Source organism: Pararhodobacter sp. (assembly GCF_036802785.1).
Lineage (GTDB): Bacteria > Pseudomonadota > Alphaproteobacteria > Rhodobacterales > Rhodobacteraceae > Pararhodobacter.
The window spans coordinates 1-14,551 of record NZ_DAIRVN010000101.1 but is presented as its reverse complement, the minus strand read 5'-3'; the positions used below and the strand labels follow the sequence as shown (position 1 = coordinate 14,551).

Genomic DNA, 14,551 nt, shown 5'->3' with positions numbered 1-14,551 from the left:
CACGGTGCTCTGCGGCTCGGCGCTGGCCGGGCTGGGGCTGATGGCGCTGGGGTTGCTGGCGGGCTGAGGCCCGGCTGATCGAAAAAGATGAACAGCCCCACACTCTGCCCCTGCCCTGCCCCCGCCTGCTGAAAAATCCGGCAGATGGCATGATCGCCCCCACCCGGGCCGGAAATGTCATACCATTTACACCCCACCGCGCGAACGGATTTGACAGACGCCGCCAGCGCGTTAACCTGCCCCGGTTCCCGTCTCGCTTCCTGAGGGCGGTCCTGCCAGGGGAAACATCGGTGAACAGGGGGCGCAGGGGCGCCACCGCAGCCGGATGGTCAGCATGCTGGATGATGTCACCGCAATCCGCGCCGGTTTTGCCGCGCAACCCTGCCTTGAGGCGCGGGTGGATGAGGCGTTCCGCCATGTCGCGGGCCTTGGTTTTGACGGGATGATCTATGATTTCACCCCCGCCGCACCCCACCAGCAGCGCGGCACGGTGCGCGACCCGGCGTTGCTGGCGCTGCGCAATGTCGATGAGGGCATGCGCGATCTGTGGTTCGCGGGCAGCTATTTCCAGATTGACCCGGTCCAGCGCGTGGCCGTCACCACCACCGTTCCTTTCTGCTGGAGCTATGATGACACCGTCGAATCGGTGATCACCCCGCATCTGACCGAAGAAACCCGCCCGGTCTGCCAGTTCCTGCGCGAGCGTGAGGTGTTTTCGGGCGTGACCATCCCCATTCACCTGCCCGGCGGCGATTTTGCCACCGTGACCGGCGTGGGGCTGGGCCGCCGCGTATTGTGGGACCATGGCGAAGGGGATTGCATCGCCGCGCTCTCGCTTCTGGCGCAGCTTTTCCACCAGTCCGCCGCCGAGTTTCTGGCGCCTGAACCCACCCGCGCCATACCGCACCTGACGCCGCGCGAAACCGAATGCCTGCTGCTGACCGCCGAGGGGCTTTCGGCCAAAGAGATCAGCCGCGCGCTTGACCGGGCTGAGGCGACGGTGGTGATGCATATCAACGCCGCCATGCGCAAACTGGGCGCGCGCAACCGGGTGCATGCTGTTACGCTGGCCACCCGCCACGGGCTTATCTAGGCTCGGCCTCTGGAAATTGAGCGCAAGACCGGAAGGATCGCCGGGCGCCCCTTGCGTCAAAGCGGACCCTGCCCCAAAAGGCGCCTGAAACCTCCCCATCCAGGCTTGGTCCTCTGTATGAACCCTCTCCCGGAAGATTGCTGGAATGCGTGGTCGCCGGATGAGCTGCACGCACGCCTCGGACACTGGAAATCAGAGTGGTATGTCGTCGGTGGCTGGGCTCTGGACCTGTGGCACGACCATCAGACGCGGGCGCATGAAGATCTCGAATTCGCCGTTCTGCCTGCCGGTATAGAGGGTTGCCGCCAGATCTTGTCCGAGCTGGATTTCTTTGAAGTCAGAGAGGGGAGGCTTTCCCACCTCGCCGCAAACGCCACGCCGGCAGCAGGCCTGTGGCAGCTCTGGGGCGCGGACATGGCCGCAGGTTTCTGGCGCGTTGACATGATGGTGGAGCGGGGAACACCCGAAGTCTGGGCATACAAACGTGATCAAGCGATCCGAATGCCCAGAACGGTCGCTGTTCGACGGAACAAAGCGGGTATTCCCTATCTTGCACCGGCCAACGTTCTGCTCTTCAAGGCAAAGCATCGCAGAGAGAAAGACGAGCGCGATTTTGAGGCCGCGCTCCCCAAACTCAATTCCCGGGAAAAGCTTGATCTGCGCCTCTGGCTGGAGGCCCTGCATCCCGGGCATGAATGGATAGCGCGTCTGTAAGTGAGCACTGCAAACCGGGCTGCTTCCCGGACTGCCGTCCTTCAGGCCCCCCCCCCAGTTCTGATAGCTAGCCCCGCCCGCCGCCTTGCGCCTAGCCTGACGCAGATGCAACGCAGACGGGGGGGCGCGATGTCAGAGAAGCCTGTTCAGGAAGGATTCGCGCCATTCGGCGATTGGCAGACCTGGTACCGGGTTATCGGCGATCTGAACGCCGGGCCGCTGCCGCTGGTGGTGGTTCACGGCGGGCCGGGCTGCACGCACAGCTATGTTGACAGCTTCCGCGATCTGGCCGCGCTCGATGGTCGCGCGGTGGTGCATTATGACCAGCTTGGCTGCGGTGCCTCCACCCGCCTGCGCGACAAGGGCGCCGGTTTCTGGACGATTGACCTGTTTCTGGCGGAACTGGAGAACCTGCTGGCGCATCTGGGCATCCAGAACCGCTACGCGTATCTGGGCCAGTCATGGGGCGGGATGCTGGGGGCGGAGCATGCGGTGCGCCAGCCTGCGGGGCTGAAGGCGCTGGTGATCGCCAATTCCCCGGCCTCGATGCCTACATGGGTCGCTGAATCGATCCGCCTGCGCAAGGCGCTGCCCGGCGGCGTGCATGAAACCCTGCTGCGTCATGAGAAGACCGGCGATTTCAGGCATCCCGAGTATCTGGCCGCGACCGAGGTGTTCAATCAGGCCCATGTCTGCCGCCTTGACCCATGGCCGGTTGAGGTGGAGCGCACCTTCGCCGCGATGGACGAAGACCCCACCGTCTATGGCACCATGAACGGCCCCAACGAATTCCATGTCATCGGCACGCTGAAAGACTGGACGGTCGAAGACCGCCTGCCGCTGATCACCGTGCCCACCCTGATCATCTCGGGCGCGCATGATGAGGCGACGGCGGAATGCGTGCGCCCCTTTGCCGAGCGGATCGCGCAGAACGAATGGGTGGTGTTCCCGCATTCCAGCCACATGCCGCATTATGAGGAACGCGACGCCTGTATGCAGACCGTTTCCGCCTATTTGCGCAGCCGCGATACCGCCTGAAACCCGCCCGCCCCCTCAGTTCTGATAGCTTGATGCAGGGGCCGGGCCGCTTAAACTGCGCAAGGCCACCCTTGCGTCCCCGCCCCTGACGTCCGGACCCTCCGCCATGACCCCTGATGAATACGTCTCGCATGATGCCACCGCGCTGGCCGGGCTGGTCAGGGCGGGCGCGGTCACGGCGGATGACCTGCTCGATACCGCGCTGGCCGCCGTGGCGGCGGTGAACGGCCCGCTCAACGCCGTTGTCGCCACCTTTGAGGATGCGGCCCGCGCCGCAATCCGCGCCGGGCTGCCCGAGGGGCCGTTCACCGGCGTGCCGTTCCTCCTCAAGGATCTGACGGCGCATTACGCGGGCCAGCCCACCGGCTCCGGCTGGGCACCGCGCGGCAACATCCCGGCGCAGGCCGATACCGAGCTGACGCGGCGCTACAAACAGGCCGGGCTGGTGATCTTTGGCAAAACCACTGTGCCCGAACTGGCGATGGACTGGAGCACCGAGTCACGCGCCCACGGCCCCACCCACAACCCGTGGAAAGCGGACTATACCAGCGGCACCTCCTCAGGCGGGTCGGCGGCGGCGGTGGCGGCGGGGATCGTGCCGATGGCGCATGGCAATGACGGCGGCGGCTCCATCCGCGTTCCGGCCTCATGCTGCGGGGTGTTCGGCCTCAAACCCAGCCGGGGCAGAAACCCCGCCGCCCCCGATGGCGACCGCTGGATGGGCATGCTGTGCGAACATGCCCTGACATGGAGCGTGCGCGACAGCGCCGCATTGCTGGACGCCACCGCAGGCCCCGCCCCGGGCCAGTTCTACAACAGTCCCGCAGGCGGCAATTTCACCGCCGAGCTGGGCCGCGACCCCGGCAAACTGCGCATCGCCGTCTCCACCCGCGCGCCCTACGGTGCCCCCACCCACCCCGATTGCCTCGCCGCCGTTGAGGATGCCGTGGCGCTGCTGGAGGGGCTTGGCCATACCTGCATTCCCGCCGACCTGCCCCTGCCCCCGGATGGCTGGAAGCATTTCAACCGCCTGATCAACGCCGAATACGCCGCCGACATGCGCGCCGAAGCCCGCGTTCAGGGCCGCCCGCTGACGCGGGAAGATTTCGCCCCGGTCATCTGGGATATCGTGCAACTTGGCAACGATATCAGCGCGGTAGAGTATATCGAGGCCATTCAGGGCACCCACCGGCTGGCGCAGGCGGTGCTTTCCATCTTTGACGGGTTCGACCTGTATCTGTCACCCACGCTCGCCAAACCGCCCGTCCCGCTGGGCAGCTTTGACCTGACAGTCACGCCCGAAGCGCATTACCGCGCCTATCTGGACTGGATGCCCTACACCCATTCCTTCAACGTCTCCGGCTCTCCGGCGATGTCGGTGCCGCTCTGGCGAAATGCTGATGGCCTGCCGGTCGGTTGCCAGTTCGCCGCACCCCCCGCCGCCGAAGGGCTGCTGTTCCGCCTTGCCAGCCAGCTTGAATCCGCGCGCCCCTGGGCGGCAAAACGCCCGCCCGTTTCCGTCAAGGCCTGACCGCTCAGGCCCCGCCCCGCAACCGCCGTCACCATAAACATAATCAACGGGAGACAGACACCATGACCACCCCCACCTGCCGCCTCGGTCGCGCCGCGCTTCTGGCGATGACCACCGGCCTTATCGCGCTGCCCGCCCTCGCGCAGGAGGTCACGCTGACCATTGCGCGCGGCGTCGATGCTGACGGGCTTGACCCCTACAAGGTCTCCACCACCCAATCCAGCCAGATGACCGGGCTGATCTATGACACGCTTGTCACGCTGGATGAAACCGGCGGCGTGAACCCCGGTCTGGCAACAGAGCACAGCCTGTCGGACGATAACCTGACCTACACTTTCACCATCCGCGAAGGGGTTGCCTGCCATGACGGCGCGCCCTTCACCGCCGATGATGTCGTCTGGTCCTTCACCCGCGCGCTGGCCCCTGAAACAGCCAACCCGCGCCGCGCCAACTGGGGGCCGATCGAAAGCGTCAGCGCCGAGGGCAATGTCGTCACCGTCACGCTGGAAGAACCCTTTGGCCCGTTCCTGTCCTACCTCGGCTCATACTCCACGCCGATGATGTGTCAGAGCGCCATTGCCGCTGACGGCAGCTACACCCCGGTCGGCACCGGGGCCTTCAGGCTGGTGGACTGGGTGCGCAATGACCGCATGACCTTTGTCGCCAATGACGAGTATCAGAACTTCAACCCGCTGGTGCAGAACCCCGGTCGCCCGCATATCGATCGGCTGGTGGTGCAGGTCATTCCTGAGGCCGTGGCTCGGATGGCCGCGCTGCGCTCGGGCGAGGTCGATATGGCCGAACCCTCGCTGGAAGAGGCCGCCTCGATGCAGGCTGACCCGGCGTTCAACGTCTATATTTCCGATCTGTCGGGCCAGCAGGTTGTCGCGGCCTTCACCTGGCGGCGTGAGCCGTTTGACAATGTCGAGGTGCGGCGCGCGCTTGGCATGGCGATGAACCGCAACGCCTATGCCGAAATCGCCTATGAAGGGCTGGTCAACCCCACCACCTGCCCCGCCGCGCCCGGCCTTGTGGGCATTGATCTGGAGCTGTGCGCCGGATGGGGTGTCAGCTATGACCCCGATGGCGCGCGCGCGATCATGGAGGGGCTGGGTTACACCACCGCCAGCCCGCTGGAGATCACGCTGTCGGTCCATGCCCTGCCCGGCTTTGACCAGATGCACCAGATCATGCAGCAGGACCTGCGCGAAATCGGCGTCAACGCCGAGATCGAAAGCCGCGAAGTGGCCGCCTTCTTTGACCACATGCGCAACGAGAACATCGCCGAGGGTGGGCGTCCCGTGCTGTGGACCATGGGGCAGTCGGGCGTGGACAGTGACTATCTGACCTATCTGTGGCGCACCCCGGGCTTCATCAACATGGGTATCGGCGAGCCGCTGGATACCATCCTGACCGAACAGCGCGTCCTGTCGGGTGAGGCGCGGGTGGCCAAGCTTCAGGAAGCGCAGCAATACCTGCTGGAGAATGTCTATGCGGTGCCGCTGGTGTCGCCGGGCTGGAACTGGCTCTGGGCTTCGGGGTCGCATATCACCGGCTTCCGCACCGGCTTTGCCGCAGCGCTCTATTTCAACGACGTGTCCCTCGGCGGCTGACCTCGCCGGGTGTGACAAGGAAAAAAGGCCCGGGCGCCCCGTCGCGCCCGGGCCATCCCCCAAACAGGAGAAGGCCGCTTGGTTGGCTACATATTCAGACGCCTGCTGACGGCGGCCATCACCATCGTGGTGGTGATCATCCTGTCCGGCTTCCTGATCCATATCATTCCCGGCGATCCGGTCACGGCGATGCTGGCGCAGTCGGTTTCCGCCACCGAGGAGGATATCGCGCGCCTGAATGCCCAATACGGGCTGGACAAGCCGGTCTGGCAACAGACCTTCATCTATCTGGGCAACGTGCTTCAGGGCAATCTCGGCACCACCATCCGTGGCAACGAGGCCGTGTTGCCCCTTCTGCTGCAACGCCTGCCCAACACCTTCGCACTGGCCAGCGCAGGCTTGAGTGTGGCGCTGGCAATCGGCATTCCGCTGGGCTTTGTCGCCGCCGTCAACCGGGGCCGGGCCGGTGATTTCGTGGTGATGCTGATCGCCATTCTGGGCGTCTCCATCCCCAGCTTCTGGCTGGGCCTGACCTTCATTCAGGTGTTCTCGCTGCAACTGGGCTGGTTCCCGGTCGCCGGCACCAGCTTTCGCAACATGATCCTGCCGGCCATGACGCTGGGCATCGTCAACAGCGCGCTTGTGGCGCGGATGACCCGCTCTGCCCTGATCGACATTCTGCGCGAAGATTACATCCGCTCCGCCCGCGCCCGGGGCCTGCGCGAAAGTCAGGTGCTGTTCATCCACGCCCTGCGCCCGGCGCTGATATCCATCGTCACGGTGGTGGGGCTGGTCTTTGCGCATCTTCTGGGCGGGCAGGTCATCACCGAGAACGTGTTTTCATGGAACGGCATCGGCCGCCTTGCCATTCAGGCCATGCTTCAGCGCGATTATCCGCTGGTGCAGGGCTTCATCGTTGTCTTCGCCATCTCCATCGTCGCGGTCACCACGGCGCTGGATATCCTCTATGGCGTCCTTGATCCGAGGGTGCGCCGCAAATGACCCTGCGCAGGCTTTTCACCCATTGGGGCACCGCAACCGGGCTGTTCATTCTGGCCTTCGTCGTCATTGCCGCCGTCGGCGCGCAATGGATCATCCCCTATGACCCGCTGCGCATGTCGGTCGGCCCCCGCCTGACCCCGCCCTCGGCAGCGCATTGGTTCGGCACCGATGAGCTGGGGCGCGATCTGTTCAGCCGGGTGCTGACCGGCACGCGGCTTTCGCTGGGCATCGGGCTGGTCGCGGTGGCGATCGGGCTGTCAGTGGGCGTGCTGTTCGGGCTGGTGATCGCGGTTTGCGGCCCCCGGCTGAAATCAGCGCTGCTGCGGGTGGTGGATGTGCTCTATTCCTTCCCCGATACGCTGATCGCGCTGGCGCTGGTGGCCTTCATGGGGCCGGGCGTGAACAACGCCACCATCGCCATCGCCATCAGCCTGATCCCGTTTTACGCGCGCATCACCTACGGGCTGGCGGCGGTCGAACACGCCAAACCCTATGTCGAGGCCGCGTGGATTTCGGGCGCGCGGGCGCATCGGGTGATGGCGGTGCAGATCACGCCGAACATCCTGCAAAGCCTGATCGTGGTGGGCTCTATCGGCTTCTCCTCGGCCATCCTCTCGGCGGCAGGCCTGTCGTTTCTGGGGCTGGGGGTGCAGCCGCCCTCGCCTGAATGGGGCTCCATCCTTGCGTCAGGGCGCAACTACATCAACCGCGCGCCGTGGATCCTGATCTTCCCGGGGCTGGCGATCTGCCTGACCGTGCTGGCCTTCAACCTGATCGGCGATGGCCTGCGCGACCTGACCGACCCCAAAGCGCGGCGGAGGTAAGTCATGGCCGAACCCCTCATCTCGGTCGAAGGGCTGAGCGTGGCCTACGGTGCTGAAGGCACCCCCGCCGTCGATGGCATCTCGTTTGATCTCAACGCCGGTGAGATCGTCGCGCTGGTGGGTGAATCGGGCAGCGGCAAAAGTACCGTCTCGCTGGCAATCATGTCGCTGCTGCCCGAAATGGCGCAACTGCGCGGGCGCATCCTGTTCGAAGGCGATGACCTTGCCCGCTTCAGCCGCCGGGCGATGGAAAACGTGCGCGGCGCCCGCATCGGCATGATCTTTCAGGAGCCGATGACCTGCCTGAACCCCGTCCTGCCGGTTTCCCGCCAGATGACCGAAGGGCTGATCCGCCATCGCGGCCTCTCGCGCAGCGAGGCCCGCGCCCGCGCGCTTCAGGCGCTGGCCGATGTCGGCATGAACGAGCCTGAGCGCGTGATGCGCAGCTTCCCGCATGAGCTGTCAGGCGGCATGCGCCAGCGGGTGATGATCGCCGCCGCCCTCACGCTGGAGCCGGCGGTGCTGATCGCCGATGAACCCACCACCGCGCTGGATGTCACCGTGCAGGCGCAGGTGCTTGAACTGCTGGTCGGCATCCGCAACCGCACCGGCGCGGGGGTGCTGCTGATCACCCATGATATCGGCGTGGTGGCCGAGGTGGCTGACCGCGTGGTGGTCATGCAATATGGCAAGGCGGTTGAGCAGGGCACGGTCGATCAGATCATCCACCACCCGCAGATGGATTATACCCGCGCGCTCATCGCCTCGCATCTGGGGCTGGAACGCGCGCTGACCGACAGGGGGCAGGCATGGCTCAACCGGACATGACCCCGGCGGTCGAGGTGCAGGATCTGACGCGCGCGTTCCATGTCAACGGCCGCGTGGCCATGGCGCTGGATGGCGTCAGCCTGTCGCTGGGCCGGGCGGAAACGCTGGGCATTGTCGGTGAAAGCGGCTCGGGCAAGTCCACCTTGGGCCGCATCATCGCGGGGCTGGAGTGGCAGACATCGGGCCGCCTGCTGCACGAAGGGGTTGATCTGGCCACCCTGCCCCGCGCGCAACGCCGCGCGCGGCTGCAAAAGGTGCAGATGATCTTTCAGGATCCCTATGCCTCGCTCAACCCGCGCCTGTCCATCGGGCGGCAGATCCATGAAACCCTGCGCCCCTCCGGCCAGACCCGCTACGCCGAGAACCGCGCCCTCGCCGCCCGCCTGATCGAACGTGTCGGCCTGCCCGCCGATACGGTAGACCGTTACGCGCATGAATTTTCCGGCGGCCAGCGCCAGCGCATCGCCATCGCCCGCGCCATCGCCACCAACCCCTCGGTCATCGTGGCGGATGAGCCGGTTTCAGCGCTTGATGTCACCATCCGCGAACAGATCATCGCCCTGATGGAAGATCTGAAGGGTGAAACCGCCTATCTGTTCATCTCGCATGACATGGCCGTAGTCGCCCGCATCTGTGACCGCATCGCGGTGATGTATCGCGGTCAGGTGGTTGAGGTCGGCACCGCTGACGAGGTGATCGGCAACCCCCAGCACGCCTATACCCGCTCCCTGTTGGAGGCCGTGCCGCGTGTGGGGCGGCGGCGCACCGGCGCGCGGCTGTTCCCCTGGCAGCCGAAATCCGCTACGCCGGGGCCATTGGAGGCGGTCAGCCCCACGCATCAGGTGCGCCAGGAATAGCAATTATACGTCTTACCGCATAAATAAAATTTATTCGCTTCAGCGCATATTGACGGATTATCCGCCTTGGCGCATAATCCGCGCATGACCCAACTCGCCCGCTCCCCCCGCCAGATCGGCGCCGCCATCGCCCGCGCCCGCCATCAGCGCGGCTGGACGCAGAGTGACCTCGCCACGCAGGCGGGGCTGCGGCAGGCAACCATCTCGGCCATCGAAACCGGCCAGCACCCCGCGCGGATTGACTCGCTTCTGGCGGTTCTGGCGGCGCTGGACCTTGAGTTCCGCATCGGTCCGCGCGCGCAGGGTCAGGCGCAGGATATCGAGGATATCTTCTGATGGGCCGCCGCCCGGCCCACCCGCCGCTGCGCGTCTATCTCAACAACCGCCGCGTCGGCACCCTGACGCGCGAATCCAGCGGCGCGACGGGTTTCACCTATCACCGTGACTGGCTGGGCTGGGAACACGCGCTGCCGGTCTCGCTGTCGCTGCCGCTGCGCGAAATGGCCTACCGGGGCGCGCCGGTCATCGCGGTGTTTGAAAACCTGCTGCCGGATTCTGAGGGGCTGCGCCGTATGGTGGCTGAAAAGGTCGGCGCGCGCGGCACCGATGCCTACAGTCTGCTCGCCGCCATCGGCGCCGATTGCGTGGGCGCGTTGCAGTTCATCCCAGGCGATGCGCCCGAGGTGGACACCACCAGCACCCTGACCGGCGAGCCCGTCGATGACGCGGCGATCGGGCGGCTGTTGCAGGGCCTGTCCCTCGCCCCGCTTGGCCTGACCCGCGAAGACCCGTTCCGCATTTCCCTCGCCGGTGCACAGGAGAAAACCGCGCTTCTGTTCCATCAGGGCCGCTGGCTGAAACCGCATGGCACCACGCCCACCACCCACCTGCTCAAACCCCGGATCGGCGCGCTGCCGGGCGGAATCGACCTGTCTGAGAGTGTCGAGAATGAATTCTACTGCCTCCAGCTTGCCGCCGCCTTCGGCCTGCCCGTCAACCCCGCCCGGATCGCGCAGTTCGGCCCGGTAACTGCGCTGGTGGTTGAGCGGTTTGACCGCCGCTGGACAGCCGATGGCCGCCTGCTGCGCCTGCCGCAGGAAGATTGCTGTCAGGCCCTGTCGGTGCCGCCGGTGCTGAAATACCAAAGCGACGGCGGGCCGGGCATGGCCGATGTGCTGCGCCTGTTGCAGGGCAGCGACCGCGCGACGCAGGATCAGGACACCTTTCTGCGCGCGCAGATCATCTTCTGGCTGATCGGCGCAACAGACGGACATGCCAAGAATTTCAGCCTGTTCCTGAACCCCGGCGGCAGCTACCGGATGACACCGCTCTATGACATCCTCACCGCCCAGCCCGCCCTCACCGCCCGCCAAATCGGGCAGGGGCAGTTCCGGCTGGCGATGTCGGCGGGCACGCGGCGGCATTACCGGATTGACCAGATCCACGGGCGCCACTTCCTTGAAACGGCGCAGCGCGCGGGCCTGTCACGCGCGCGCACCGCCTCCCTGCTGGCTGAGGTCGCCGACACCGCCCAAAGCGCGCTGGATGCGCTGGAAAGCGCCCTGCCCCCGGGTTTTCCGCCCGCGCTGCACCACACCGTCAGCACCGCCGTCCTGACACGGCGCGCAGCACTCGGCACCGGCTGAGGCCCTCAGATCAGCGCGCCACCCGCCAGCATCCCCAGCCCCGCATAGGGGCTCAGCGCGATCAGGAACAGCACCCCGTCGCGCGTCAGCATCGCCAGCGCCAGCAGGCTGACACCGAGGGCCGCAAGCGAGGCGGAAAACGGAATGAACTCCAGCAGCGGCATCATCAGCCCCGATATCAGGCACAACCCCACCGGCAGCCAGATCATCGGCGGATGAAACAGCCAGACCATCCGGGGCCGCGTATGCCGGTCGAACCAGCGCACCACGGGGGCGGCTTTCGTCAGCGCCTTGCCCAACGCCTCACCTCGCACCGAGCGCCGCTCGATCCAGCCGGGAAGCGACAGCCGGTCACCGTTCAGCAGCAGCCGGAACGCGATCAGCGCAATCGCAATGCCGCAGACCATCGACAGGCCGGGAATGCCCGAAAGCGGCGTCGCCGCCAGAAAAGCGGGCACCAGCAGCATCGCCTGCAGGCTCCCCTGCCCCACCGCCGCCACGATATCCTCCACCGTCACCCGCTCCTGCCCGGTGACGCCGTGCAGCCGCGACACCAGCGCACCAAGGCTGTGAACCCCGCCGCTTTCCGGCCCGGCACTCATGGCAATGTCCTGCAAAGGGCTTCCGGCACAGGTCTGAATGGTGCAGGCATCAAAGCCTCCTGAAACTTTCCGGTCATCGCCCTGCCCCACAGCAACCCCCGCCCGCGGAGGCGGTTCCCTTTTCCGCCGGTCAGGCGCGGCAATACAGGCCGGAAAGGGAACTTAGCCACCGTTTCGCGGTTGTTTCAAACCCAAACCAGCAGGAGAGACTCGATGGCGCCGCCCGCAACCCCCCGCAGAAGGCGAGGTTTCCTCTTCTGGTACACCGTTGTTCTGTCCCTTGTCCTGATCGTGCTGGGCATCGTCCTCTTTGCCGGCGGTATCTGGCTGATCGCGCTTGGCGGGTCATGGTATTACATGCTTGCCGGGCTGGGGCTGCTGGTCACGGGCATTCTGCTGATCGAGCGGATGATGGCGGGCATCTGGCTTTACCTCGCGGTATTCGCAGGCACCCTCGCATGGGCATTCTGGGAAGCCGGGATGGACCCCTGGGCACAGGTTCCCCGCCTTGTCGCGCCCACGCTGGTGCTGGTGCTGGTGCTGCTGACCATCCCGCACCTGCGCCGCAGCGGCGCCACCCTTTCCCGGCACGGCGGCACCATGCTGGCAATCGGGCTTCTGGCAGCACTCGCGGGCGCATGGCTGCTCGCGCCGGGTGAGCGCGCGGCGCTGGCGCAGACCACCCCGCAACCGGGTGTCACGCCCCAGCCTGAAACCTCCCCCCAGCCCGAAGCCCCGGAAGATCAGACGCAGGAACTGCCAGACGCCACCCAGCCCGAAGAAGCGCCCGCAGAGGCACCCGCAGAACCGCTCATCGACTATGCCATGGCCGAAACCGGCGCCGACTGGCCCGCCTATGGCGGCGACAACCACGCCACGCGCTACACCCCGCTGGACCAGTTCACCCGCGACAATATCGCCGATCTGGAAGTGGTCTGGGAGTTCCGCACGGGCGACATGCCGCCGGGCGACGAAAGCTTCTCCAACCAGAACACACCGCTCAAGATCGGCGATCAGCTGCTGATCTGCTCGGCGATGAATCAGGTGATCGCGCTGGACGCCGCCACCGGGCTGGAAAACTGGCGCTACAACCCCGAAGTCTCGTTGGATGCGATCCCTTATAACGCCACCTGCCGGGGCCTTGCCTATTACCAGTCCCCCACACTGACGGCAGATGATGCCTGCTTTGAGCGCGTGTTGATGAACACGCTGGATGCACGGCTGATGGCGATCGATACCGCCACCGGGCAGCTCTGCGAAGATTTCGGCACCGGCGGCATCGTCAATCTGGAGGAAGGCATCGGCCATACCGCGCCGGGCTGGTATGCCCCCAGTTCACCCCCCACCATTGTGCGCAACATCGCCGTTGTGCATTCGCAGGTGCGTGACGGCCAGCGCCGCGATGCACCCTCGGGCGTTGTTCGCGGCTACAACACCGAAACCGGCGAGATGGAATGGGCCTGGGACATGGGCCGCCCGGGCGAAACCGGCCTGCCGCCTGAGGGGGAAACCTATACCCGCGGCACCCCCAATGTCTGGACCATCGCCTCAGGTGATAATGAGTTGGGGCATGTCTATCTGCCGCATGGCGTTCCCTCGGTTGATTATTGGGGCGGCATGCGCTCGGACATCGAGAATGAATATTCCACCGCCCTTGTGGCGCTGGATGTCACCACCGGCCAGCCCGTCTGGCACTATCAGACCGTGCGCTATGATGTCTGGGATTATGACCTTGGCTCACAGGGCACGCTGATTGACTACCCCACGGCAGAGGGTACGGTTCCCGCGCTGGTGCTGCCCACCAAGCAATCCATGTTCTGGGTCTTTGACCGCCGCACCGGCGAGTTGCTGGTCGAGGTAGAGGACCGGCCCGTGCCGCAGGGCGGTGTCGAGCCTGAAAACCTGTCACCGACCCAGCCTTTCGTGGTCGATTTTCCCAACCTGCTGCAACCGGACCTCGAAGAGCGTCACATGTGGGGCATGAGCCCGCTTGACCAGCTCTGGTGCCGCATCCAGTTCCGTCAAAGCTATTACGAGGGCATGTATACCCCGCCCTCCACCGACTGGTGGATTCAGTATCCCGGCTATAACGGCGGGTCAGACTGGGGCGGCGTGGCTATTGATACCGACCGCATGATCATGGTGGCCAATTACAACAACACCGCCAATCGCAACCGCCTTGTCCCGCGCGAAGAGGTGGATGCGCTTGGCATCGTTCCGGTCGATGAACCCGGCGCTGCGGATAATGCACCCGATGACATCTCGCCGCAGGCTGACACCCCTTTCGGGATCGAGGTGAACGCGGGCTGGCGCGTGCCCTTCACCGACCTTCTGTGCACCCAGCCGCCCTATGGCCGCATCACCGCGATTGACCTGAACACCCGCGAAGTGCTTTGGGACCGCCCCTTTGGCACGGCGCGCAAGAACGGGCCCTTCGGCCTGCCGTCGTTTCTGCCGTTCGAGATCGGCACACCGAACAACGCAGGCGCGGTGATCACCGCCACCGGGCTGGTGTTCATCGCGGCGGCCACCGATGACCTGATCCGCGCCATCGACATCGACAGCGGCGAAACCCTGTGGTCGGCGGCGCTGCCCGCCGGCGGTCAGGCAGGCCCCGCGATGTATGAGGTGAACGGGCGCCAGTATCTGGTGATCAACGCCGGGGGCCACAACTTCATGGAAACCCCGATCGGCGATTACTTCATCGCCTACGCCCTGCCGGAATCCCCCGGCAACTGACCGCACGCCCCCCCCCAGCTCACACAAAAACACATCAGACGCAGCCGACGAACAAACGCGACAA

13 protein-coding genes are annotated in these 14,551 nt (G+C 65.6%); 12 read left to right on the top strand and 1 reads right to left on the bottom strand.

Features of this window, described 5'->3' with window-relative positions:
• Positions 1–334 precede the first annotated feature (334 nt).
• The 11 genes from V7Q53_RS21915 to V7Q53_RS21865 all read left to right on the top strand — a co-directional run bounded on the left by V7Q53_RS21915 (position 335) and on the right by V7Q53_RS21865 (position 11,146).
• Positions 335–1,093 carry a helix-turn-helix transcriptional regulator gene (locus V7Q53_RS21915; protein ID WP_333831014.1) on the top strand — a complete coding sequence of 253 codons (759 nt, stop codon included), beginning with the start codon at positions 335–337 and terminating at the stop codon, positions 1,091–1,093.
• A gap of 117 nt (positions 1,094–1,210) precedes the next feature.
• Complete coding sequence (locus V7Q53_RS21910) at positions 1,211–1,807, top strand: amino acid transporter (protein WP_333831013.1); 597 nt, start codon at positions 1,211–1,213, stop codon at positions 1,805–1,807.
• 129 nt (positions 1,808–1,936) lie between these two features.
• Entirely contained in the window at positions 1,937–2,845 is a 909-nt protein-coding gene (locus V7Q53_RS21905) for a proline iminopeptidase-family hydrolase (RefSeq protein WP_333831012.1), read from the top strand.
• Positions 2,846–2,951: 106 nt separating this feature from the next.
• Positions 2,952–4,376, top strand: coding sequence for an amidase (locus V7Q53_RS21900; protein WP_333831011.1), 1,425 nt, complete (start codon positions 2,952–2,954; stop codon positions 4,374–4,376).
• Between the two features lie 62 nt (positions 4,377–4,438).
• The gene (locus tag V7Q53_RS21895; protein ID WP_333831010.1) at positions 4,439–5,989 is read left to right on the top strand and encodes an ABC transporter substrate-binding protein; all 1,551 of its coding nucleotides are present in this window, start codon (positions 4,439–4,441) and stop codon (positions 5,987–5,989) included.
• A 78-nt stretch (positions 5,990–6,067) separates the two neighbouring features.
• Positions 6,068–6,991: an ABC transporter permease gene (locus V7Q53_RS21890; RefSeq protein ID WP_333831009.1), complete on the top strand. Its 924-nt coding sequence runs from the start codon at positions 6,068–6,070 to the stop codon at positions 6,989–6,991.
• Positions 6,988–7,815 carry an ABC transporter permease gene (locus V7Q53_RS21885; protein ID WP_333831008.1) on the top strand — a complete coding sequence of 276 codons (828 nt, stop codon included), beginning with the start codon at positions 6,988–6,990 and terminating at the stop codon, positions 7,813–7,815. The genes V7Q53_RS21890 and V7Q53_RS21885 overlap by 4 nt, the downstream gene beginning before the upstream one ends.
• A gap of 3 nt (positions 7,816–7,818) precedes the next feature.
• A complete protein-coding gene (locus V7Q53_RS21880) occupies positions 7,819–8,643 on the top strand; it encodes an ABC transporter ATP-binding protein (protein ID WP_333831007.1) in 825 nt (274 codons plus the stop codon).
• On the top strand, positions 8,625–9,500 hold the full coding sequence (locus V7Q53_RS21875; protein WP_333831005.1) for an ABC transporter ATP-binding protein: 876 nt from the start codon (positions 8,625–8,627) through the stop codon (positions 9,498–9,500). Before V7Q53_RS21880 ends, V7Q53_RS21875 begins: the two co-directional genes overlap by 19 nt.
• 84 nt (positions 9,501–9,584) lie before the next feature.
• A complete protein-coding gene (locus tag V7Q53_RS21870; protein ID WP_333831004.1) occupies positions 9,585–9,836 on the top strand; it encodes a helix-turn-helix domain-containing protein in 252 nt (83 codons plus the stop codon).
• A complete protein-coding gene (locus V7Q53_RS21865) occupies positions 9,836–11,146 on the top strand; it encodes a type II toxin-antitoxin system HipA family toxin (protein WP_333831002.1) in 1,311 nt (436 codons plus the stop codon). Before V7Q53_RS21870 ends, V7Q53_RS21865 begins: the two co-directional genes overlap by 1 nt.
• 5 nt (positions 11,147–11,151) lie before the next feature.
• Here the strand turns inward: V7Q53_RS21865 and V7Q53_RS21860 are convergent, their stop codons facing one another.
• Positions 11,152–11,748 carry an exopolysaccharide biosynthesis protein gene (locus V7Q53_RS21860; RefSeq protein WP_333831001.1) on the bottom strand — a complete coding sequence of 199 codons (597 nt, stop codon included), beginning with the start codon at positions 11,746–11,748 and terminating at the stop codon, positions 11,152–11,154.
• 213 nt (positions 11,749–11,961) lie between these two features.
• On the opposite strand from V7Q53_RS21860, the gene V7Q53_RS21855 reads away from it, so the two are divergent.
• The gene (locus V7Q53_RS21855) at positions 11,962–14,487 is read left to right on the top strand and encodes a membrane-bound PQQ-dependent dehydrogenase, glucose/quinate/shikimate family (protein WP_333831000.1); all 2,526 of its coding nucleotides are present in this window, start codon (positions 11,962–11,964) and stop codon (positions 14,485–14,487) included.
• The last annotated feature ends 64 nt before the right edge of the window (positions 14,488–14,551 follow it).

Coding starts and splice junctions, on each gene's coding strand:
- V7Q53_RS21880 (WP_333831007.1), top strand. CDS start 7,819: ATGGCCGAACCCCTCATCTCGGTCGAAGGGCTGAGCGTGGCCTACGGT.
- V7Q53_RS21900 (WP_333831011.1), top strand. CDS start 2,952: ATGACCCCTGATGAATACGTCTCGCATGATGCCACCGCGCTGGCCGGG.
- V7Q53_RS21910 (WP_333831013.1), top strand. CDS start 1,211: ATGAACCCTCTCCCGGAAGATTGCTGGAATGCGTGGTCGCCGGATGAG.
- V7Q53_RS21895 (WP_333831010.1), top strand. CDS start 4,439: ATGACCACCCCCACCTGCCGCCTCGGTCGCGCCGCGCTTCTGGCGATG.
- V7Q53_RS21885 (WP_333831008.1), top strand. CDS start 6,988: ATGACCCTGCGCAGGCTTTTCACCCATTGGGGCACCGCAACCGGGCTG.
- V7Q53_RS21865 (WP_333831002.1), top strand. CDS start 9,836: ATGGGCCGCCGCCCGGCCCACCCGCCGCTGCGCGTCTATCTCAACAAC.
- V7Q53_RS21870 (WP_333831004.1), top strand. CDS start 9,585: ATGACCCAACTCGCCCGCTCCCCCCGCCAGATCGGCGCCGCCATCGCC.
- V7Q53_RS21855 (WP_333831000.1), top strand. CDS start 11,962: ATGGCGCCGCCCGCAACCCCCCGCAGAAGGCGAGGTTTCCTCTTCTGG.
- V7Q53_RS21860 (WP_333831001.1), bottom strand. CDS start 11,748: ATGAGTGCCGGGCCGGAAAGCGGCGGGGTTCACAGCCTTGGTGCGCTG.
- V7Q53_RS21915 (WP_333831014.1), top strand. CDS start 335: ATGCTGGATGATGTCACCGCAATCCGCGCCGGTTTTGCCGCGCAACCC.
- V7Q53_RS21905 (WP_333831012.1), top strand. CDS start 1,937: ATGTCAGAGAAGCCTGTTCAGGAAGGATTCGCGCCATTCGGCGATTGG.
- V7Q53_RS21875 (WP_333831005.1), top strand. CDS start 8,625: ATGGCTCAACCGGACATGACCCCGGCGGTCGAGGTGCAGGATCTGACG.